This window comes from Leuconostoc sp. XM4, from assembly GCF_055698815.1.
On the sequence record NZ_CP134507.1, the window covers coordinates 1,782,402 to 1,804,794 of the forward strand.

Sequence of the window (22,393 nt, forward strand, 5' to 3'; positions counted from 1 at the left end):
GTAACAAAAGGTCAAGTGTTGACAAAGTTTTTTTGCCTACACTTAACCCTTTTGACCCCTATTATTTAAAGTTTTTAAGATTTTTGTCTGTTGGTATCAAATTTTGCCATTTTTTGGATAGATAATTATCATTGATATGATATGTTGGTTCTTGATAACCTCGTGCAAAAAAGGGCTTTATTTTCGTATCAGCAGCTACCCATCCTCGCCATCCCATATGGATGGTGTCCTGCATAAAGTACTTATGTCCACCATCATGAGAAAAGTCAGCAATTTGGTTAAAGCCTTGTGACTTTAACTGTTTTTTTACTTTATCCACACTCTGATAATATCTTTTTGTACTCAGCCCAGTATACTTTGACCACCTTTTATTAACAGGCTGAATAATGAACAAAACGTCAGTATGCTCTTTTGCAAACTCTTGTAATACAGCCTGAAAGTCGGAATACTCATCAGACTGTCGGTAATCAAAATGACTTTGAGAGTTTTCCAGCTTCTTCAAACTTGGTTTGACTCGCATTCTGAAAAACGAGTTTTTTATGCCAAATTTATTATTACCAGTTTGCTTCTTCGCAACTCTCATCGCTTCCCGCTCTAACAACGATACATTATCAGTTTTGGGTAACGACTTTAGTGCTGGTTCAACTTGCTTATCCCAATTATTAGATACTGCAAAATTTGAGAATAGTTGGTCTTCGCGCAATAACATTCTATTTCGTAACATTAACAAGCTCTGATCAGTTTCTGACAAAGGCTCATTATTTTTAATCTTTGTAATGAGACGAGCATAAAAGCTATTGTCACTAATTTGTTTTTGTTCCAATAATCGTTTCGCAATAAATCGATCAGTTGCACTAATTGTCTTAATGTTTCGTAACCAGTTAACGGTCTGCAACGGTGAGTAAAACTGTGGAAATGCCCACTTACTATCACGTTTGGTAAACCACTGTTGCGAAATAATAAATACTGCCTGCTTTTTATGCAAAGCCGGTGTCATTTCTTGCATCCCCAAGTAATGCGAAAGAGATTCTGTTCCAGCCTGACCAAGCAAAAATGGCTGATAATTACGCTTATACTTTGCTGCCAACACCGATGGATGCATTGTATCCAGACGGAGGAGTTCGCTTGACCCAAAGAAAGGCACATAATTTGTCTTTGAATTACTAAAGGCCGCCATTTTGACGCTTTCGCCTTTAAAAACATTTTTAGAAAATGACACAGACGCTTTTTGAATATCTTTATTTGATAAATAATTTAATGAAAATGGTGCCAAAAATAGTGCAGTAACCATGACGAATGCCAAGATTACTGGACCAAATATCCACCATAGCCCCCGTTTTTTCAGCATTTTTTTATCCAATCAATGATTCAACTTTAGCAACTACCTTGTTTGGTGTGTTCCATTCATCACGATTAAATTCAGAGACAGGTGCTTGAATATTGAACTTACTTTCTAAATCAAGCAATAATTCTACCGTTGCCATTGAATCTAGCAACCCATTCTCAAAAAAATCATCGTCCATTTGGTCAGAAATGTCTTCACCAATAATTGTGTTTAAGATTTCTACTATTTGTTCTTTCAAGTCCATTATTTTTTCCCTCGATTTCTAATACTATCATTTATATAATAGCTATTATTTTCTATTTGTTTTCTTTACACTAACGTTGGAACCAGATTTTGTCTAACAAACCACTGAATAGTAAGAAACTAATCATTATTACGTTGAATGTTATCACAATCGCTAACGCATTCGTAAATTTATTATGCGGTACGTGATGCTTTTTCTTATAGCGTAACCACATATCATTGACAACAAGACCAACACCATGAAACAAGCCATAAGCGATATAGTACCATTTCAATCCGTGCCAAAATCCCATAATCAACATATTAATGATATAAGCCACGTTTGACGTTGTGACTCGACTTTTAAACCATTTTTTCTTCATCATCAGAAACACAAGTCTCATAAAGACAAAGTCACGGAACCAAAATGATAAAGTCATATGCCAACGATTCCAAAACTCTTTTAAGTTTCTGGACAAAAATGGTAAATTAAAGTTCATTGGCACTTCAATTCCCATCACATACCCAGTTGCTACAGCGAACATTGAATATCCAGCAAAGTCAAAAAATAAATTCAAACCGTAAATATACATATACGCTATTATCCACCACGACCATCCGCCTTGAGCATGTGCAGAAATAATCGCCATACGCTCAACATTTGGCATTAATACCGTTCCCAAAGCATGAGACACGATGAATTTATACAAAAAACCAATGAAAAGGTATTTGACAGCTTTGCCAAGCATTTCTAGATACTTATCGTGTGTCGGTGCTTTCTCAACATCTTTCACGAAACGACGGTACCGATCAATAGGACCTGACGAAATTGTTGGCATAAACAGCATGAACCGCAAGAAAAGCCAAGGATTAAATTCTTGAATCGAACCATCACGTATTTCCATCACCATACCAACTGAACGGAATGTCAAATACGAAATACCCATAAATCCGAGTAAGGTTGTCACTTGCAACCAATTAGCAACTGGCGCAACCTTAATTAATACTAATGGCAAAATAGCTAAAATAGTTGTGACATAAAACACCCAAGTTTGGTTGTACTTTTTACGATACAAAGTATAGGCCCAAACAAGCAGCCATTGCCAAATCATGTAGATAATTAATGCGATACCTTCATGGTATTTCTCACCATCAAACATCAAGAAAATAAAGACAAGTGAGACCAGCACTTCATACCAAGCTATACGCTTTCCAAAGTATAGACCAATGGCTAGAGGAAGTAGTGCCAACAATAAAATAATGAAGTACTGCGGATCTGCATAGGGTTGTAGATTAAGCATTGCCATTCACCTCAGCAATCAACCCTTTTAAATCAATTTTACCATTTGGTGTTAATGGCATTGACTCGCGATATATAAATCGACTCGGCATCATATAAGGCATCATAACGTCTTTCATGCCATCTTTAATTGCATTTGTTAACAACATAGGTTTAGAAAAGTCATTTTCTTTGGGCACCACAATGGCCAACAGCTGCTTAACTTTACCATCAGCGTCATAACGTGGAACAGCGACTACTTGTTCTATCCATTGACTTTGTTGTAATTGTTGCGCAACTTCTTCCAATTCAATTCGGAACCCATGTAATTTGATTTGAAAATCACTACGTCCTTTATAATGCAACAAACCATTTTCATCAACTGTTGCTAAATCACCGGTTTTATATGCCTGTTCACCGTTAAATTTCGTAAAAGCGTCATTTGTTTTTTCAGGGTTGTTCAAATAACCTTTGGAAACCGAAGGGCCAGAAATCACAATTTCGCCTTTTTCCCCAGAAGAAACTTCTTGGTCATTGCTATCTTGAATACTAATTAACGTATCTTTCTTTACGTACCCAATTGGCATTTTATCGTAGTTTTCGATGATTTTCTTGGTAATGCGTATACTTGAAACAGCAACTGTGGCTTCTGTCGGCCCATACGTATTGTATATTTTCACCTTTGGAAAGCGCGCTAGTAACTTCTCTGCTGTCGTACGTGTTAGTACTTCGCCACAAAACAAAAACACCTTCAAATTTGGATTGTTCGCTTGATTAAATTCTGGATCCAGAAGGGCAACATCAGCAAATGATGGCGTCGACACCCATGTAGTTAAATCTAACTTTGGTAAAGTGGCAAATAATAGTTTAAAGTCCTCAGCTACTGATTTGGGTAATGCTTTCAAAGTCCCACCCGTAACAATTGTGGGAACCCAATCCATCACTGATAAATCAAAAGAATATGGTGGCTGTGATAACACATTACTGCCTTCTTGCCAGTCAAATGTGTCGCCGATCATCCAATTAGTAAAGCTTAGTAAATTATGATGTGAAATTTGAACGCCCTTTGGACGCCCTGTTGTCCCAGAAGTGAAAATAATATAAAAATTATCATTTTCTTGAACAGAATGTGTCAATTCATAAGGTACATTCGTAGAAAATATACGATCCAGATGTTGTTTATCAATCATTAAAATATCTGAAATTGATGTTGGTAACTCATCAATAGCTAAGATCACTGCAGGCTTAGCAATTTCAATAATATCTGTCAATCTTTCCTCTGATGAATTAACATCAACTGGAATGTAGGCATGCCCTGATTTAGCACTGCCTAAGAAACTGGCAATCATTTCAAATTGCTGCCCACCATACACCATAACTGGCGCTTTTTCCGGCAAATTTAGTTCATCTAAAGCATGAGCTAAACTATCAGATGCTTTTTTCAGTTGCTCATAAGTATGCTTTTCCCCCAGTTCATCATACGCAACTTTTTTAGGCTGCGTTGTCGCGATGAGATCAACCTGTTTTAACACATTATCAATCATGTGTGCTCCCCCATTTAAAATTCATTGTAAAGAAAATGTCCTTCCCCAACGCCAGAATAGCCGTATAAGTACAAAAGTGATAAAATGATTAAGAAATAAAAAACAGTACGCCCAACAAAATTAATAACTGGATGTTGGAAAAAATGCTTTAACATTCGCAGTAACCCCCGTATAAATTGTCTCTTTAAAAGCTATTTATTTTAACTTTAAAGTATCGTCAATAATATAATGAACCTTATTATAACATACATATTTCAGAATGTTAAATTTATATATCAAAGAATGGAACGATAGATTACTATGATTAAAAAATGTTTCTCGCTTATTGTTAAACTAGACAATATTGTATTAAAAAACCATGTTTTCCAAGCAATATTCTCAGCAATGCGACAAACACTCCCCGTTCTGGCAATCGACGTTTACTTGCGTCTGTTGTTCGTATTATTTTTAGCACCGAATGCTTTATTCCCTGTCATTTTTAATATCAATTTAAAAATAACAGGCCTGCAAATAATTCTTTCTATTTTGGACGTCGTTATTCTCATGATTTTTGCCGCTGCCTTGACAAATAAATACCTAATCTACCGCGGCATAAAAAATAACATATTACCAATATTAACCAATTTTTTGGCCACCTACCTCCTTTTCACTGTCAATACACAGGATTTTTCACATAATGTTTCACAATATTTAGTGGTCACCGTATTAACTTTGCTCAGTAGTGAATCCTATTATCAATACCAAAGACTCTTTCGTAAAACCCTACAACCTTATTCGGCAAGATTTTTAGTTTGGTCCGCTTTTATCCTTGGCCTCTATTTTTTGGTTCAACCGTATGTTCAACAAACGACGTTACAGTTACTAATCAGTAGTATTTTGTCATCTAATTTCTTCACAACATTCGTTGGTCTCCTACTAGTAGGAGCATGTGCACCAGTTCTGTATTGGTTAGGCATTGCATTGCCTAACGAACTAACTTCCAATCAAACAACAATTAACGCTGTCGTCAAAAATTTAGATGTTATTTTGAAAAATACTCACGCGACATTGCCATACCCTGAAAATCTCTATAGTGTGTATGGTACGTTTTCATTACTTGGTGGCATTGGCAATACACTAGCAATTAGTTTTTTGCTTTTATTTATGTCATCAAAAAGAAAGCAAAATTTAGGACTGTTATCCGTATTCCCTAGCTTATTCAATAATAATCAATTGCTTTATTTTGGATTACCATTATTCTTAAGACCTCTAATGTTGGTTCCTATGATTTTGTCTAGCGTGGCAGGCACCTTGGTTGGCTATGTAGCAATTGCCACACATTTAATAAAGCCAGCTTCCTTAGTGATACCAAATAATGCTCCTAATTTATTAACTGCATTCTTAGGAAGCGGTAAATTATCTTCCTTAATTGTGGTAGCAATAGTCTTTGGGTTGACGGTATTGATTTACAAGCCATTTATCGAACTTGATAACGCTGAGGTACAAAATGAGAAATAAACTAATCATCTTATCCAGTTTCATATTATTAATAGTAATTGGTATTTTTAGTCATAGTTGGGTTGTCCACACTCGTACCACACAATCGAAAATACAAACATCACATATGTCACCAATTATTCTAATTCCGGGTTCAAGTGCTTCAGTCAATCGATTTGATAGTCTATTAACTAAGCTCAACACTAAGAGCCAGCGACACGATGTTTTAAAAGTTTGGGTCACTAAAGATGGTAAATTGGTATACAGTGGCAAAATTCGATCTAGTGATGAGCAACCATTTATTGTCGTTGGCTTTCAAAACAATGCTGATGGTTACGACAATATTAAAAAGCAGGCTAAGTGGCTAAATACTGCTCTTATTGATTTACAAGATCGTTATCATTTCCATAATTTCCAAGGAATTGGCCACTCAAACGGCGGGCTCATTTGGACTAGATATTTAGAAAATTACTACAGTTCTGATAGTTTCAATATGGCAACTTTAATGACGCTAGGTACCCCCTTTAACTTCTCTGAGTCCTCATCACAACGTCGCACAGTCATGTTAAAAGACTTTATTGAAAAAAATACCAAATTACCCTCTAATTTGGTTATGTATTCGATAGCTGGTACTGAAGATTATACAGATGACGGAATCGTTCCAGTTCAAAGTGTTTTAGCCGGAAAGTATATTTTTCAAAAACATGTCAAATCCTATACTCAAATTACTGTTTCTGGAGATGATGCGCAACATTCAAGTCTCCCAGAAAATACAGAAGTTGTGAAATTAATACAAGAACATATACTTAAGGAAAACACTAATAATAACTTTCGAAAACCACAATAAAAGCAGCCCATCTGGGCTGCTTTTATTTTATAGCAATCTCTTGTATGATCTTTTTTAAACGATATTGCATTTGCTCAAATCGTCTTTTTTCACTATCTTCAATATCATATTTAAGTACCCCTATGATTTGTAATAGTGCTTCTTTGAAAGCAACGGATTCAGCCATATTTATTTTTGAAAGTGATTCACGCAATGCAAAAATATGCTCTGGATTATATGTGTCAGTTCCCACATTAATAGTCGTTAAATCGTCATCCATAGCCAGCATTTTATAGTTAAATTGCGCTTTTTCAGTGTAGTGATGACGAACTAAATCAGTAGCCCTATTTGATAACGCCGTAATAAAATAAGTCGAAAATTTAGCCCGTGGTCGATTACAATCATACTTTTGTACACACTTCATCAGGATTTCTAATCCCTCTGAATACCAATCATCCTGTTTCATTCGACCGCTAATCTTTCGCGAATGCACATCAAATATAGCCGCTTTCAAATGTTTAATCAATACATTATACGCAAATTCGTGCCCCCTTTGCGCAGCGATAACTGCTCCAATTAATCTATCTGTCCCCAATTATATACTCCCGCCATATTAGTAGTTTAATCAACTACTTATAACGGATTTCGTGAATTATATCCTTGATAAATCAACAAACTAGCAGCAACACTAGCATTCAAACTCTGAACATGCCCCACCATTGGAATCGTGACCATACCATCAACTTTTTTCTTTAATAATGGCGAAATGCCTCTCCCTTCATTACCAATAATCAACGCTACCGCGCCATTTGCATCCCAACGGCGATAATCATCACCAGCCATGTCTGTTCCAAAAACCCAAACATTACGCTTCTTAAGCTCTTCCACTATATTTACTAAGTTCGTCACTCGAGCAACAGGAACATGTTCAATGGCTCCAGTAGATGTCTTAGCAACGGTTGCCGTCAGTTGAACTGCCCGACGTTTTGGAATAATAATACCGTGAACTCCAGCTGCATCAGCAGTACGCAAAATAGACCCTAAGTTGTGTGGATCTTCAATGCCATCTAAAATGACAAAAAATGGTGCTTCGCCTTTTTTTTCAGCCTGTTCAAATAAATCATCAATTGACGCGTACTCAAAGGCCGCCACACTTAAAACAACACCTTGATGATTACCACCATCGGTTAGCTCATCTAGTTTTGACTTTGGTGCCTGCTGAATAACCAACTTCTTCTTCTTAGCCAATTGCGTAATTTCGTTACGAATTTTGTCTTGTAATCCTGTTTGTAGCCAAACCTTATTTATTTCTTGCGTGCTTTTTAACGATTCAACACTGGCATGATGCCCGTAAACGAATTCTGTTGGTTCTGTTGGTTTCATTTGTTTGTACTCCCTGTCTCCACCTGTTCAAAAATCCATGTCATTAGTTCTAAGATGCGCTCATGTTGTTCAGACATATACAAATAACCAAATAATGCTTCAACCCCTGTTGAAATTCGATACGTAATGACATCGGTATTTTTTGCTTTTGTATGTGACTTAGCATTACGTCCACGTTTGAAGTAATCTAATTCATCATCGGTTAGGATATTGCTTACCATCATTTGCTCAAATAACGCAGCATGCGCTTTCGCGGAAACATAATGTTTACTACGTTTTTGTAGTTCATTTACTTTTGTTAAGCCTAAAGACAATAAGTGCCGTCGTACTTCTAGTTCATAGATTGCATCGCCAATATAAGCCAGCGATAATCCGTTCATTTGTCTGTAATTTAAATTATGCATAATTCAATTATACGCAATTATATTGACTTGCGTACAAATTTCAATAAATGTTCTGCAGAACTATTTAAGTTTACCTATTTTTAATGAATATGAGAAGCTCTTTGGCATAAACGGTATCATTTTTGGCATAATATGCACATTTGTTTTAAAAATACTTTTTTTATAATTAAAAAAAACACTTATCATATATGATAAGTGTTTTTTAATACTATGCTTTTAGTTGTCAAATGTTTTTGCAACATCGTCTAACTTAGGAATATCTGAAGCTTCTTCGCTTTCAGACTCAGGTTGAGCGATAACATCCCCGACAACTTTACTCTTGATCTTGCGATATTCAGCCATACCAGTTCCGGCAGGAATAATCTTACCAATAATAACGTTCTCTTTCAAACCAACAAGTGGATCGTTTTTGCCACGAATAGCAGCATCTGTCAAAACACGTGTTGTTTCTTGGAAGGATGCGGCAGATAAGAATGAATTTGTCTCAAGCGCAGCCTTAGTAATTCCCAACAGAACTGGACGAGCAGTCGCTGGTACTAAGCCTTCAAACAAAGCTGGTTCGTTAGCGCGCTTGAAATCAGCGATATCCATTAATGTTCCTGGCAACAGGTCTGTTTGACCTGGATCCATGACACGGATTTTACGTAACATTTGACGAATCATTACTTCAATATGTTTGTCAGAAACTTCAATACCTTGCAAACGGTAAACCTTTTGAATTTCAGTTAGCATATATGATTCTGTTGTCAAAGTGTCTGTAACAGCTAACAACTCTTTAGGATCAATTGGTCCTTCGTTGATAGCCTCACCACGCTTAATTTCGTCACCTTCACCAAAACGCATACGTGTTGTCAAAGGTAATGTATAAGTTCTTGTATCAGTTTCGCCTTCAATTGTAACTGACTTTGTGCGGTCTGCAGGATTTTCTTCAATCACAGTAATTGTACCCGTAACTTCAGAAATTTCTGCACGTCCCTTAGGAATACGCGCCTCAACAATTTCTTGAACACGAGGCAAACCTTGCGTAATATCATTACCACCGGCAACTCCACCCGTGTGGAAGTTACGCATTGTCAATTGCGTACCTGGCTCACCGATTGATTGTGCAGCAACAGTTCCAACGGCTTCACCAACTTCAACTTCTTCACCAGATGCTAAGTTTCGACCATAGTCAAGCACTGAAACACCATGTTCCGTTGTTGATGTAAAGACTGAACGAATAGTTACTTCTTTAATGCCAGCATTCACAATCTTCTTGGCAACATCTTCATCAATCATTTCATTACGTGAAACAATCTTTTCATCTGTTTCAGGGTCAAATACAGACTTCATTGCATAACGACCGAGAATACGATCGTACAATGGTTCAACCACAGATGTGCCATCCATAATTGCTTGAACAGCAACACCACGATCTGAATCATTGTCAAACTCACGCACAATAACATCTTGAGCCACATCAACTAGTCGACGTGTCAAGTAACCTGAGTTAGCTGTCTTCAAGGCCGTATCTGACATTCCCTTACGAGCTCCGTGAGTAGAAATAAACATTTCCATCACTGTCAAACCTTCACGGAAGTTAGCTGTAACTGGCAATTCAATAATCTTACCACCAGGTCCAGCCATCAATCCACGCATACCAGCCAATTGAACGAAGTTCGAAATGTTACCTCGAGCCCCAGAATCTTGCATCATAAAGATAGGGTTCGTTGGTTCAAACGATTCAATCAACTTGTCTTGAATAATATCCTTGGCTTTTGTCCAAATTTCGGTTACACGTTGATAACGTTCCGAATCAGTTATCAAACCACGACGGAACTGCTTTGTTACTGTGGCAACTTGACTATGAGCGTCTTCAAGAATAGCAGGTTTTTCCTCTAATTCCAATACATCCGTCATTGACACTGTTAAACCAGATTCAGTAGACTTGTCGTAACCCAAATCTTTCATACGATCCAACAATAATGAAGTTTCTGTCACCTTATAACGCTTATATACTTCAGCGATAATATCTGACAAGAAGCCCTTCTTGAAAGGATTAACGATCGATGTATCAGCCAAATAATCATGTATATTTTCACCAGCATCAATAAAGAAACTATCATCAACTCGCTTAAAGTTATCTTCTGATGGTTCGTTGATATATGGGAAATCTGAAGGCAAGATTTCGTTAAAGAATAACTTACCTACCGAAGTGATCATAATCTTTGAACGTTGCTCGTCAGTAAATGGCTTTTCGCTTGGAAATGAAGAAGTCTGAATACCTACTCGTGTATGATAATGAACAACCTTGCTTGCAAAAGCAATTCGTGCTTCATCAACGCTAGAGAAGATCATTCCTTCGCCTTCACGACCGGCTTCTTCAGTAGTCAAATAGTAGTTTCCAATAACCATATCCTGTGATGGCGCAACAATTGGCTTTCCATCTTTAGGTGCCAAAATATGCCCAGCAGCAAGCATTAACAAACGCGCTTCAGCTTGTGCTTCATCAGATAATGGTACGTGGATGGCCATCTGATCACCATCGAAATCGGCGTTATAGGCTTCAGTAACCAATGGGTGCAAACGCATTGCTTTACCTGAAACTAACACTGGCTCAAACGCTTGAATTCCAAGACGGTGCAATGTAGGTGCTCGGTTCAAAAGAACAGGGTGTTCCTTGATAACATCTTCCAAGACATCCATCACGTCGCCGTCAGCTTTATCAATCTTGCGTTTAGCAGACTTGACATTGCCAGCCAACTTACGTGTTGTTAATTCTTTCATGATAAATGGACGGAATAGTTCAATAGCCATTGGTACAGGCAATCCCATTTGGTTCATTTTCAAGAAAGGTCCAACATCAATAACCGAACGACCAGAATAATCAACACGCTTACCAAGTAAGTTCTGACGGAAACGACCTTGCTTACCCTTCAACATGTGTGAAAGTGATTTCAATGGACGATTACCTGGACCAGCAACCGGACGACCACGACGACCATTATCAATCAACGCATCAACAGCTTCTTGTAACATACGCTTTTCATTTTGCACGATAATGCCTGGCGCATTCAAATCAAGCAAACGCTTCAAACGATTGTTACGGTTGATAACACGGCGATATAAATCATTCAAATCAGACGTGGCAAAACGGCCACCTTCCAATTGAACCATCGGACGCAAATCAGGAGGAATAACTGGAATAACTTCCATTACCATCCATTCAGGTTTGTTATCTGACTGGAGAAAGGCTTCAATAATGTCCAAACGACGTACCGCACGTACTCGTTTTTGTCCTGTTGCTTCTTGCAATTCACGCTTTAATTCATCAGCTTCCGTAGCTAAATCAACGTTTGCAAGTAATTCTTTGATTGCTTCTGCGCCCATGCCAGCCTTAAAGCCAGCACCATATTCTTTTTTCAGTTGACGGTACTCACGTTCCGTCATCATTTGCTTCTTTTCAACAGGTGCATCACCTGGTTCAATAACAACATAAGAAGCAAAATATATAATTTCTTCAAGTGAACGTGGAGACATGTCTAAAACAAGTCCCATACGTGAAGGAATTCCCTTGAAATACCAAATATGTGTAACAGGAGCAGCTAATTCGATGTGACCCATACGTTCACGACGAACTTTTGATGATGTTACTTCAACACCACAGCGGTCACAAACAATACCCTTATATCGGATTCGCTTGTACTTACCACAGGCACATTCATAATCTTTTGTAGGTCCGAAAATACGTTCATCGAACAAACCGTCTTTTTCTGGCTTAAGTGTTCGATAGTTAATCGTTTCTGGCTTCTTTACTTCACCATAAGACCATGAACGAATCTTATCAGGGGAAGCCAAAGCGATTTGCATACTTTCGAATTTATTAACATCGATTGCCATCTATTTGCTGTTACCTTTCTAAATTATTTTTCCTCAAATGTTTGACTTTGTTCTTCAACCTTAGAGAAGGCTGCAGCAACTTCTTCATCATCTTTGTTTAACAGATCAGGATTTGTACGGGCTAGCTTTTCAAGTGCATCAACAGGCAAAATTGAATCATCTTCATCCATTTGACGCAACTCAACTTCATCACCTGCACCATCTAGTACTTGCATGTCCAAGCCAAGTGCCTGCAATTCTTTAACCAAAACACGGAAAGACTCTGGTACACCAGGACGAGGAATTGGTTCACCCTTAATAATTGATTCATACACTTTAACACGGCCTGCAACATCATCTGACTTATACGTCAAGATTTCTTGCAATGTGTAAGCTGCACCATAAGCTTCCAAAGCCCAAACTTCCATTTCACCGAAACGCTGTCCACCAAACTGAGCTTTACCACCCAAAGGCTGTTGTGTAACAAGTGAGTAAGGACCAATTGAACGTGCATGAATTTTATCGTCAACCATGTGCGCTAGTTTCATATAATGCATGACACCAACACCAACACGCTTGTCAAAAGCTTCACCAGTGCGACCATCATAGACAACTGACTTACCGTCTTGTGGTAACCCAGCCTCACGTAAGGCCATTTCAATTTCATCATCACTGGCACCATCAAAGACAGGTGAAGCAACATGAATACCAAGTTTCTTGGCAGCAAATCCCAAGTGCAATTCAAGTACTTGCCCAATATTCATACGTGATGGCACACCCATGGGTGACAATAGAATGTCAATAGGTGTTCCATCAGGCATATATGGCATATCTTCTTCTGGCACAACAACAGAGACAGTTCCCTTGTTTCCATGACGACCAGCCATCTTATCACCGACTTGAATTTTACGCTTTTGTGCAATATAAACACGAACCATCATGTTGACACCTGGTGCTAATTCATCACCATTTTCAGGTGTATAAATACGAACGTTTTGAACGACACCGCCGCCACCATGAGGAACACGTAATGATGTATCACGTACTTCACGCGCTTTTTCGCCAAAAATGGCATGCAATAAACGTTCTTCAGCAGAAAGTTCAGTAACACCCTTAGGTGTTACCTTACCAACTAAGATATCACCATCGTGCACTTCAGCACCGACACGAATAATACCGTCCGCATCCAAATCCTTTAACTGATCTTCACCAGTGTTAGGAATTTCACGAGTCATTTCTTCCGGTCCGAGTTTTGTGTCTCGCGCTTCTGAATCGTATTCTTCGATGTGAATTGAAGTATAAACATCTTCACGGACCAAACGTTCATTTAAGACAATGGCATCTTCGAAGTTATATCCTTGCCAAGTCATGAAAGCAATTAAGGGATTTTGCCCCAAGGCCAATTCACCTTGTTCCATTGAAGGACCATCTGCCAAAACCTCGTCGGCTTCAATATGCTCACCGACATGTACAATTGGCTTTTGGTTATAGTTTTTACCACCGTTTGAACGACGGAATTTCATCAATTCATAAGTATCCAATTGACCATCTTCACGACGAACTCGGATTTGGCGACCGTCCACATACTCAACTTCACCAGATGCGCGTGCAATCATCGCAACACCAGAATCATGAGCTGCTTTATACTCAATTCCTGTTCCTACTAATGGTGAATGTGGATCAAGCAAAGGCACTGCCTGACGTTGCATATTGGCACCCATCAAAGCACGGTTGGAATCATCGTTTTCCAAGAACGGAATAGCAGCTGTTCCAACAGAAACAACCTGCTTTGGCGAAACGTCCATGTAGTCAATACGATCAATTGGTGTTTCAATGTTTTCTTCACCAAAACGAGCCATAACTGTGTTGTGGACAAAGCTACCATCTTCATTTAATGGTGAGTTAGCTTGAGCAACAATATAGTTATCTTCTTCATCGGCTGTCAAATAATCAATCTTATCTGTAACCTTATGAGTTGTCCAATCAACACGACGGTATGGTGTTTCAACGAAACCATATTTGTTAATGCGACCATAAGTGGCCAACGAGTTAATCAACCCAATGTTAGGACCTTCTGGTGTTTCAATCGGATCAATACGACCGTAATGTGTATAGTGAACATCTCGAACTTCAACGCCGGCACGATCACGAGTCAAACCACCCGGTCCAAGAGCTGACAAACGACGTTTGTGGTTCATTTCACCCAATGGGTTAGTTTGATCCATAAACTGCGACAATTGTGAAGAACCAAAGAATTCTTTGACAGCGGCTACAACAGGACGTATATTGATTAACTGTTGTGGTGTAACCGTGTTGGCATCTTGAATTGACATGCGTTCACGAACAACACGTTCCATACGCGTTAAGCCAATACGGAATTGGTTTTGCAACAATTCACCAACAGAACGAATACGACGGTTACCCAAGTGGTCAATATCATCAACATGACCAACACCTTCTTGCAAGTTCAAGAAGTAGTTCATACCTGCCAAGATATCAGCTGGACGTACTGTACGATCATCTTCATCAATGTGCCCATTGCCAATCAACAATAATGTCTTTTCTGGGTTTTCGGGAGATTCGATTTTGATTTTTTGAAGGGTTACAGGTTCTTCAAGAACAGCATCACCTGATGGAGTATATGTTGTTGTCTTAAAGTCTTCACGATCCAAATATGGTGTTAATTTAGAAATAACTTCCTTATCAACTAACGTACCTTTTTCAGCAATAATTTCACCAGAATCAGGGTCAGCCAATGTTTCTGCTAGTGTTTGGTTTAACAAACGTGTCTTAAGTGACAGCTTTTTATTAATCTTATAACGGCCCACAGAAGCTAAATCATAGCGCTTTGGATCAAAGAAACGAGCAACTAATAGTGCACGTGATGAATCAGCTGTCTTTGGTTCACCTGGACGCAAACGTTCGTATACATCCTTCAATGCTTCTTCAACACGAGAATCTGACATATCCTTATGGACATCTTTTTCAAGAGTCATGTTCAATGCATCATATTGATCTGAAAAAATATCAATAATGTCTGAATCCGAACCAAATCCAAGTGCACGTACTAATTCAGTCATTAGCAACTTACGCGTGCGATCAATGCGGACGTTAGCAATGCCCTTGGCATCAGTTTCATACTCCAACCATGCGCCACGGTTAGGAATAACAGTCGTTCCAAAATGCGGACGTCCGTTTTTATCAGTTGTCTGATTATAATAAATACCGGGTGAACGAACAAGCTGTGAAACAATAACACGCTCTGCTCCATTAATAATGAACGTTCCTTGCTCTGTCATTAATGGAAAATCACCAAAGAATACATCTTGCGACTTAATTTCACCAGTTTCGTGGTTCGTTAAACGCAATGTAACGTGTAGTGGTGCAGAATAGTTTGCATCATGTTCACGTGCTTCGTCAATATTATATTTTGGTTCCATTAATTGATAATCAACGTATTCCAAAGATAAAGTACCTTGGAAATCATCGATTGGCATGATGTCGCCAAACATTTCCTTAATACCATCGTTCAAAAACCATTGATATGATGCCGTTTGAATTTCAATCAAATTCGGCACATCAAGTACTTCTTTGATGCTAGCATATGAACGACGAGTACGGTGCTTACCGTATTTTACTAAATGTCCTACCACATTTATCACCTCATTTGTTTTTTACTGTGTTTTGATATTACAATATGATTACAAAACAAGATATTCCACCAATTTTGCTTGCCAATAGGCACAAAAAAAGCAATCGCCGCTGTTTCCGCAGTGAACGTTTGCCTCAATATAAAGGGATTGCGGACAATATTTCGCAAAATTCCGAATTTATTCACAGTACTACAATAGTCAATTATACAGAAAATTAAAAAAAAAGCAACCACCCGGTTACTTTGTGTATGCCGCCGGTGGGAGTCGAACCCACACGGTGTTGCCACCACTGGATTTTGAGTCCAGCGCGTCTGCCAATTCCGCCACAGCGGCATAATATAAAGCCCTAAAGCTTATAGGGCGGTAGAAGGGGATCGAACCCTCGCATGCTGGATCCACAAACCAGTGTGTTAACCACTTCACCACTACCGCCATGGCAGGGATAGAGGGAATCGAACCCCCATCAACGGTTTTGGAGACCGCTATTCTACCGTTTAACTATATCCCTATAACCTTAAGCTCAGTCATTAGACTGAAATAACATGGTGAGGAATTGCACCCCACATTACACTGGCTTGTACATGTTTGTCAGTAGTACTTTTATAGCGGTCACAGCGGGGCTCGAACCCGCGATCTCCTGCGTGACAGGCAGGCGTCCTAACCAGCTAGACCATGCGACCAATGGACGCTACAGGGATCGAACCTGTGACCCCCTGCTTGTAAGGCAGGTGCTCTCCCAGCTGAGCTAAGCGTCCATGATGGAGAGGAAGGGATTCGAACCCTCGAAGCAAGTTCCTCTGCTTACACGGTTTCCAACCGTGCTCCTTCGGCCAGACTCGGACACCTCTCCGATTATCTTCCTACTGCTCTCTACTTCTTTTCTATGTACGGCACCGCATCGTCCTATCCTCGCAGGAAGCGATCCTCCAACTACTTTCGGCGCTATAGAGCTTAACTTCTGTGTTCGGTATGGGAACAGGTGTGTCCTCTATGCTATCGACACGACACCTTGAGTGTTAGCCACTCAAAACTAAATAGTAACAAATTCTTCTTCTATCCTAAACCACTCATAATTGCTTATTCGAATATTTCTATCCGTTTGACTTTGGTTAAGTCCTCGACCTATTAGTACTAGTCCGCTCCATTGATCACTCAACTTCCACTTCTAGCCTATCTACCTCATCATCTCTAAGGGGTCTTACTCTATTAAATAGATGGGAAATCTCATCTCGAGGCGAGTTTCACACTTAGATGCTTTCAGCGTTTATCTCATCCATACATAGCTACCCAGCAATGCTCCTGGCGGAACAACTGGTACACCAGCGGTATGTCCATCCCGGTCCTCTCGTACTAAGGACAGCTCCTCTCAAATTTCCTGCGCCCGCGACGGATAGGGACCGAACTGTCTCACGACGTTCTGAACCCAGCTCGCGTACCGCTTTAATGGGCGAACAGCCCAACCCTTGGGACCGACTACAGCCCCAGGATGCGATGAGCCGACATCGAGGTGCCAAACCTCCCCGTCGATGTGGACTCTTGGGGGAGATGAGCCTGTTATCCCCAGGGTAGCTTTTATCCGTTGAGCGATGGCCCTTCCATGCGGAACCACCGGATCACTAAGTCCTACTTTCGTACCTGCTCGAGTTGTAGCTCTCGCAGTCAAGCTTGCTTATGCCTTTACACGCTACGAATGATTTCCAACCATTCTGAGCAAACCTTTGAGCGCCTCCGTTACCTTTTAGGAGGCGACCGCCCCAGTCAAACTGCCCGCCAGACACTGTCCACGATCACGTTGAGTGACCAGTGTTAGAATGTTCATACAACGAGGGTAGTATCCCACCGTGCGACTCCGACTAGACTAGCGTCCAATCTTCTACGTCTCCTACCTATTCTGTACAAGCAGCACAAACATTCAATATCAAGCTACAGTAAAGCTCCATGGGGTCTTTCCGTCCTGTCGCGGGTAACCCGCATCTTCACGGGTATTTAAATTTCACCGAGTCCCTCGTTGAGACAGTGCCCAGATCGTTACGCCTTTCGTGCGGGTCGGAACTTACCCGACAAGGAATTTCGCTACCTTAGGACCGTTATAGTTACGGCCGCCGTTTACTGGGGCTTCAATTCGTACCTTCGCCGAAGCTAAGCACTCCTTTTAACCTTCCAGCACCGGGCAGGCGTCAGCCCCTATACTTCATCTTACGATTTTGCAGAAACCTGTGTTTTTGATAAACAGTCGCCTGGGCCTATTCACTGCGGCTCATGTTTTACCATGAGCACCCCTTCTCCCGAAGTTACGGGGTCATTTTGCCGAGTTCCTTAACGAGGGTTCTCTCGCTCACCTTAGTGTTCTCCACTCGACTACCTGTGTCGGTTTGCGGTACGGGCAGTGTAATACTTCCTAGAAGCTTTTCTCGGCAGTGTGACGTCTCAGACTTCTCTACTTTATTTCGATCCGCATCACAGCTTGTCCTTATAGAAAAAAGCATTTCACTCTTTTCAAGACTTACTGCTTGCACGCACATATCCATCAGTGCGCATCTGGTAGCCTCCTGCGTCCCTCCATCGGTAATAACGCATTACAACTGGTACAGGAATCTCAACCTGTTATCCATCGACTACGCTTCTCAGCCTCGCCTTAGGTCCCGACTAACCCTGGGTGGACGAGCCTTCCCCAGGAAACCTTAGTCATTCGGTGGACAGGATTCTCACCTGTCTTTCGCTACTCATACCGGCATTCTCACTTGTAAGCGCTCCAGCAGTCCTTACGATCTACCTTCGTCGCCCTTACAACGCTCTCCTATCGCGCACTTACGTGCACCCGCAGTTTCGGTAATATGTTTAGCCCCGGTACATTTTCCGCGCAATGGCACTCGACTAGTGAGCTATTACGCACTCTTTAAATGGTGGCTGCTTCTAAGCCAACATCCTAGTTGTCTATGCACTATCACATCGTTTTCCACTTAACATATATTTAGGGACCTTAACTGGCGATCTGGGCTGTTCCCCTTTCGACGGTGGATCTTATCACTCATCGTCTGACTCCCATTCATACATATCTGGCATTCGGAGTTTATCAAACTTTGGTAACCCGAGATGGGCCCCTAGGCTTAACAGTGCTCTACCTCCAGTATGCTTATAATGAGGCTAGCCCTAAAGCTATTTCGGAGAGAACCAGCTATCTCCAAGTTCGTTTGGAATTTCACCGCTACCCACAGTTCATCCGAGCATTTTTTAACATGCACCGGTTCGGACCTCCAGTAAGTTTTACCTCACCTTCATCCTGACCATGGGTAGGTCACTTGGTTTCGGGTCTACAGCATCGTACTATTCGCGCTATTCACACTCGCTTTCGCTGCGGCTCCGGTCTTTCCACCTTAACCTCGCACGATACCGTAACTCGCCGGTTCATTCTACAAAAGGCACGCCATCACCCATTAACGGGCTCTGACTTCTTGTAGGCGTCGTGGTTTCAGGAACTATTTCACTCCCCTTCCGGGGTGCTTTTCACCTTTCCCTCACGGTACTGGTTCACTATCGGTCACTAGGGAGTATTTAGCCTTACGGGATGGTCCCCGCAGATTCCGACCGGATTTCACGTGTCCGGCCGTACTCAGGATCCTGAAAAGAGTGTGCTTCATTTCGCTTACGGGGCTATCACCCTCTATAGCCAAGTTTCCCAACTTGTTCTGCTATAAAACACTTTTGTAACTCTTATATATCAGTCCTACAACCCCAACATGCAAGCACGTTGGTTTGGGCTCTTCCCCGTTCGCTCGCCGCTACTTAGGGAATCGATTTTTCTTTCTGCTCCTGCTGCTAATGAGATGTTTCAGTTCACAGCGTATTCCGTCAAATATCCTATGTATTCAGATACAGACAACTCTTACGAGTTGGGTTTCCCCATTCGGAAATCTTTGGGTCATAGCGTACTTACCGCTCACCAAAGCTTATCGTAGTTAGTCACGTCCTTCATCGGCTCCTAGTGCCAAGGCATTCACCACGCGCCCTTATTAACTTAACCTATACAACCGAAGTTGTGGTTTAAGTTTATGAGTTGGTCATTTTTCAGACCTGCGATTAAACCGTTCTTTTTAAAGAACTTTTTGTGTTGTTTCTCGGTTCATTTTAGTGCAATCTTACGATTGCTTTTAAAAGAATTTGTTACTATTCAGTTTTCAATGTACAACATGCTAGCCTTTCGACTAGCTATGGAGAATAGCGGGATCGAACCGCTGACCCCCTGCTTGCAAAGCAGGTGCTCTCCCAGCTGAGCTAATTCCCCATAGGATCACTTTGAGACCATGATACCTATTAAAGTATCACACTCAAAACTAAACAAAACTTTGAAACAAACAAATTGACACTTAAGTCCCTGTCGCTTTCCGATTATCCTTAGAAAGGAGGTGATCCAGCCGCAGGTTCTCCTACGGCTACCTTGTTACGACTTCACCCCAGTCATCTGTCCTGCCTTAGACGGCTCCTTCCTAAAAGGTTAGGCCACCGGCTTTGGGCATTACAAACTCCCATGGTGTGACGGGCGGTGTGTACAAGACCCGGGAACGTATTCACCGCGGCGTGCTGATCCGCGATTACTAGCGATTCCGACTTCATGTAGTCGAGTTGCAGACTACAATCCGAACTGAGACGTACTTTAAGAGATTAGCTCACCCTCGCGGGTTGGCAACTCGTTGTATACGCCATTGTAGCACGTGTGTAGCCCAGGTCATAAGGGGCATGATGATCTGACGTCGTCCCCGCCTTCCTCCGGTTTGTCACCGGCAGTCTCGCTAGAGTGCCCATCTGAATGCTGGCAACTAACAATAAGGGTTGCGCTCGTTGCGGGACTTAACCCAACATCTCACGACACGAGCTGACGACGACCATGCACCACCTGTCACTTTGTCTCCGAAGAGAACACTTCTATCTCTAAAAGCTTCAAAGGATGTCAAGACCTGGTAAGGTTCTTCGCGTTGCTTCGAATTAAACCACATGCTCCACCGCTTGTGCGGGTCCCCGTCAATTCCTTTGAGTTTCAACCTTGCGGTCGTACTCCCCAGGCGGAACACTTAATGCGTTAGCTTCGGCACTAAGAGGCGGAAACCTCCTAACACCTAGTGTTCATCGTTTACGGTGTGGACTACCAGGGTATCTAATCCTGTTTGCTACCCACACTTTCGAGCCTCAACGTCAGTTGCAGTCCAGTAAGCCGCCTTCGCCACTGGTGTTCTTCCATATATCTACGCATTCCACCGCTACACATGGAGTTCCACTTACCTCTACTGCACTCAAGTTAACCAGTTTCCAATGCCATTCCGGAGTTGAGCTCCGGGCTTTCACATCAGACTTAATAAACCGTCTGCGCTCGCTTTACGCCCAATAAATCCGGATAACGCTCGGGACATACGTATTACCGCGGCTGCTGGCACGTATTTAGCCGTCCCTTTCTGGTATGGTACCGTCAAACTAAAATCATTTCCTATTCTAGCTGTTCTTCCCATACAACAGTGCTTTACGACCCGAAAGCCTTCATCACACACGCGGCGTTGCTCCATCAGGCTTTCGCCCATTGTGGAAGATTCCCTACTGCAGCCTCCCGTAGGAGTTTGGGCCGTGTCTCAGTCCCAATGTGGCCGATCAGTCTCTCAACTCGGCTATGCATCATTGTCTTGGTAGGCCTTTACCCCACCAACTAACTAATGCACCGCGGATCCATCTCTAGGTGACGCCGAAGCGTCTTTTAACTTTTTGTCATGCGACACTAAGTTTTATTCGGTATTAGCATCTGTTTCCAAATGTTATCCCCAGCCTTGAGGCAGGTTGTCCACGTGTTACTCACCCGTTCGCCACTCACTTGAAAGGTGCAAGCACCTTTCGCTGTGCGTTCGACTTGCATGTATTAGGCACGCCGCCAGCGTTCATCCTGAGCCAGGATCAAACTCTCAATTTGAAAATTTGAAGATTGCTCTTCGATTAAACTGACTATATTTCGCTATATCTCTATAACGTAATCCGTTTATTGTTTGTTACGAATTGACTTCGCAAATTTGTTTTTGTTACTTTACGTAACAGCTACAGATTCGTTTGTTCAAAGTTTTGTTCAGTTTTCAATGTGCTACTCGTTGTCGCTGAGACAACTATATTATCTTACCACGCTCGTTTCGCTTTGTCAACTACTTCTTTTAAGAAGTTTTCGTTGACCTCACTGTCCTTACGCTGCCGCTCCCCCTTGCCTCGCAACGCTTTGCGTCGCTTCGCTCCGTCGGAACATATACTAATATACCAACTTTATTCCCCCTCGTCAACTACTTTTTTTACTTGTTTTTTATCTCTTTCCTTCGTTCGCTTTTTATCCCCTTTTATCCCCTTACTTTACCTCCTCATTCGCTTTATCCGCCCTTTTTTT

General features: G+C 41.2%; 12 protein-coding genes, 7 tRNA genes and 3 rRNA genes. 2 read left to right on the top strand and 20 right to left on the bottom strand.

Translation table 11 applies throughout. The features are described 5' to 3' along the window. Positions 1-61 precede the first annotated feature (61 nt). The 5 genes from dltD to RHP64_RS09040 form a co-directional block, all read right to left on the bottom strand. Positions 62-1,348, bottom strand: coding sequence for a D-alanyl-lipoteichoic acid biosynthesis protein DltD (dltD, locus tag RHP64_RS09020; protein WP_011680400.1), 1,287 nt, complete (start codon positions 1,346-1,348; stop codon positions 62-64). 4 nt (positions 1,349-1,352) lie between these two features. Further along, positions 1,353-1,589: a D-alanine--poly(phosphoribitol) ligase subunit DltC gene (gene dltC, locus RHP64_RS09025; RefSeq protein WP_010292689.1), complete on the bottom strand. Its 237-nt coding sequence runs from the start codon at positions 1,587-1,589 to the stop codon at positions 1,353-1,355. Between the two features lie 70 nt (positions 1,590-1,659). Further along, positions 1,660-2,868, bottom strand: coding sequence for a D-alanyl-lipoteichoic acid biosynthesis protein DltB (dltB, locus tag RHP64_RS09030; RefSeq protein WP_025268491.1), 1,209 nt, complete (start codon positions 2,866-2,868; stop codon positions 1,660-1,662). Continuing rightward, complete coding sequence (gene dltA / locus RHP64_RS09035) at positions 2,861-4,390, bottom strand: D-alanine--poly(phosphoribitol) ligase subunit DltA (RefSeq protein ID WP_025268492.1); 1,530 nt, start codon at positions 4,388-4,390, stop codon at positions 2,861-2,863. The genes dltB and dltA overlap by 8 nt, the downstream gene beginning before the upstream one ends. Positions 4,391-4,404: 14 nt before the next feature. Then, on the bottom strand, positions 4,405-4,545 hold the full coding sequence (locus RHP64_RS09040) for a teichoic acid D-Ala incorporation-associated protein DltX (protein WP_002815850.1): 141 nt from the start codon (positions 4,543-4,545) through the stop codon (positions 4,405-4,407). Positions 4,546-4,690: 145 nt separating this feature from the next. Between RHP64_RS09040 and RHP64_RS09045 the strand changes: the two genes are divergently transcribed. Beyond that, complete coding sequence (locus tag RHP64_RS09045) at positions 4,691-5,887, top strand: PTS transporter subunit EIIC (protein ID WP_025268493.1); 1,197 nt, start codon at positions 4,691-4,693, stop codon at positions 5,885-5,887. Next, the gene (locus tag RHP64_RS09050) at positions 5,877-6,713 is read left to right on the top strand and encodes an alpha/beta hydrolase (protein ID WP_014325125.1); all 837 of its coding nucleotides are present in this window, start codon (positions 5,877-5,879) and stop codon (positions 6,711-6,713) included. Before RHP64_RS09045 ends, RHP64_RS09050 begins: the two co-directional genes overlap by 11 nt. 22 nt (positions 6,714-6,735) lie before the next feature. Here the strand turns inward: RHP64_RS09050 and RHP64_RS09055 are convergent, their stop codons facing one another. The 15 genes from RHP64_RS09055 to RHP64_RS09125 form a co-directional block, all read right to left on the bottom strand. After that, on the bottom strand, positions 6,736-7,287 hold the full coding sequence (locus tag RHP64_RS09055) for a sigma-70 RNA polymerase sigma factor region 4 domain-containing protein (protein ID WP_011680405.1): 552 nt from the start codon (positions 7,285-7,287) through the stop codon (positions 6,736-6,738). Between the two features lie 38 nt (positions 7,288-7,325). Next, positions 7,326-8,075 carry a 23S rRNA (guanosine(2251)-2'-O)-methyltransferase RlmB gene (rlmB, locus tag RHP64_RS09060; RefSeq protein ID WP_025268494.1) on the bottom strand — a complete coding sequence of 250 codons (750 nt, stop codon included), beginning with the start codon at positions 8,073-8,075 and terminating at the stop codon, positions 7,326-7,328. After that, the gene (locus tag RHP64_RS09065) at positions 8,072-8,479 is read right to left on the bottom strand and encodes a Mini-ribonuclease 3 (protein ID WP_010287891.1); all 408 of its coding nucleotides are present in this window, start codon (positions 8,477-8,479) and stop codon (positions 8,072-8,074) included. The genes rlmB and RHP64_RS09065 overlap by 4 nt, the downstream gene beginning before the upstream one ends. A gap of 216 nt (positions 8,480-8,695) precedes the next feature. After that, positions 8,696-12,358 (bottom strand): DNA-directed RNA polymerase subunit beta', encoded by a 3,663-nt coding sequence (gene rpoC / locus RHP64_RS09070; protein WP_011680407.1) that lies wholly within the window; start codon positions 12,356-12,358, stop codon positions 8,696-8,698. A gap of 23 nt (positions 12,359-12,381) precedes the next feature. Beyond that, positions 12,382-15,990 (bottom strand): DNA-directed RNA polymerase subunit beta, encoded by a 3,609-nt coding sequence (gene rpoB, locus RHP64_RS09075; RefSeq protein ID WP_011680408.1) that lies wholly within the window; start codon positions 15,988-15,990, stop codon positions 12,382-12,384. Positions 15,991-16,239: 249 nt separating this feature from the next. Beyond that, a tRNA-Leu gene (locus RHP64_RS09080) sits at positions 16,240-16,323 on the bottom strand. A 26-nt stretch (positions 16,324-16,349) separates the two neighbouring features. Continuing rightward, positions 16,350-16,422, bottom strand: a tRNA-His gene (locus tag RHP64_RS09085). A 2-nt stretch (positions 16,423-16,424) separates the two neighbouring features. Further along, positions 16,425-16,498: transfer RNA gene (locus RHP64_RS09090), tRNA-Trp, on the bottom strand. A gap of 98 nt (positions 16,499-16,596) precedes the next feature. Next, a tRNA-Asp gene (locus RHP64_RS09095) sits at positions 16,597-16,670 on the bottom strand. Positions 16,671-16,672: 2 nt separating this feature from the next. After that, positions 16,673-16,745, bottom strand: a tRNA-Val gene (locus RHP64_RS09100). Between the two features lie 4 nt (positions 16,746-16,749). Next, positions 16,750-16,840, bottom strand: a tRNA-Ser gene (locus tag RHP64_RS09105). Between the two features lie 40 nt (positions 16,841-16,880). Next, positions 16,881-16,997, bottom strand: a 5S ribosomal RNA gene (rrf, locus tag RHP64_RS09110). A 98-nt stretch (positions 16,998-17,095) separates the two neighbouring features. Next, positions 17,096-20,011, bottom strand: a 23S ribosomal RNA gene (locus RHP64_RS09115). Positions 20,012-20,199: 188 nt separating this feature from the next. Beyond that, a tRNA-Ala gene (locus tag RHP64_RS09120) sits at positions 20,200-20,272 on the bottom strand. A gap of 114 nt (positions 20,273-20,386) precedes the next feature. Further along, a 16S ribosomal RNA gene (locus tag RHP64_RS09125) occupies positions 20,387-21,937 on the bottom strand. Together the 16S, 23S and 5S rRNA genes with 7 tRNA genes alongside form the textbook arrangement of a ribosomal RNA operon. Positions 21,938-22,393: the final 456 nt, after the last annotated feature.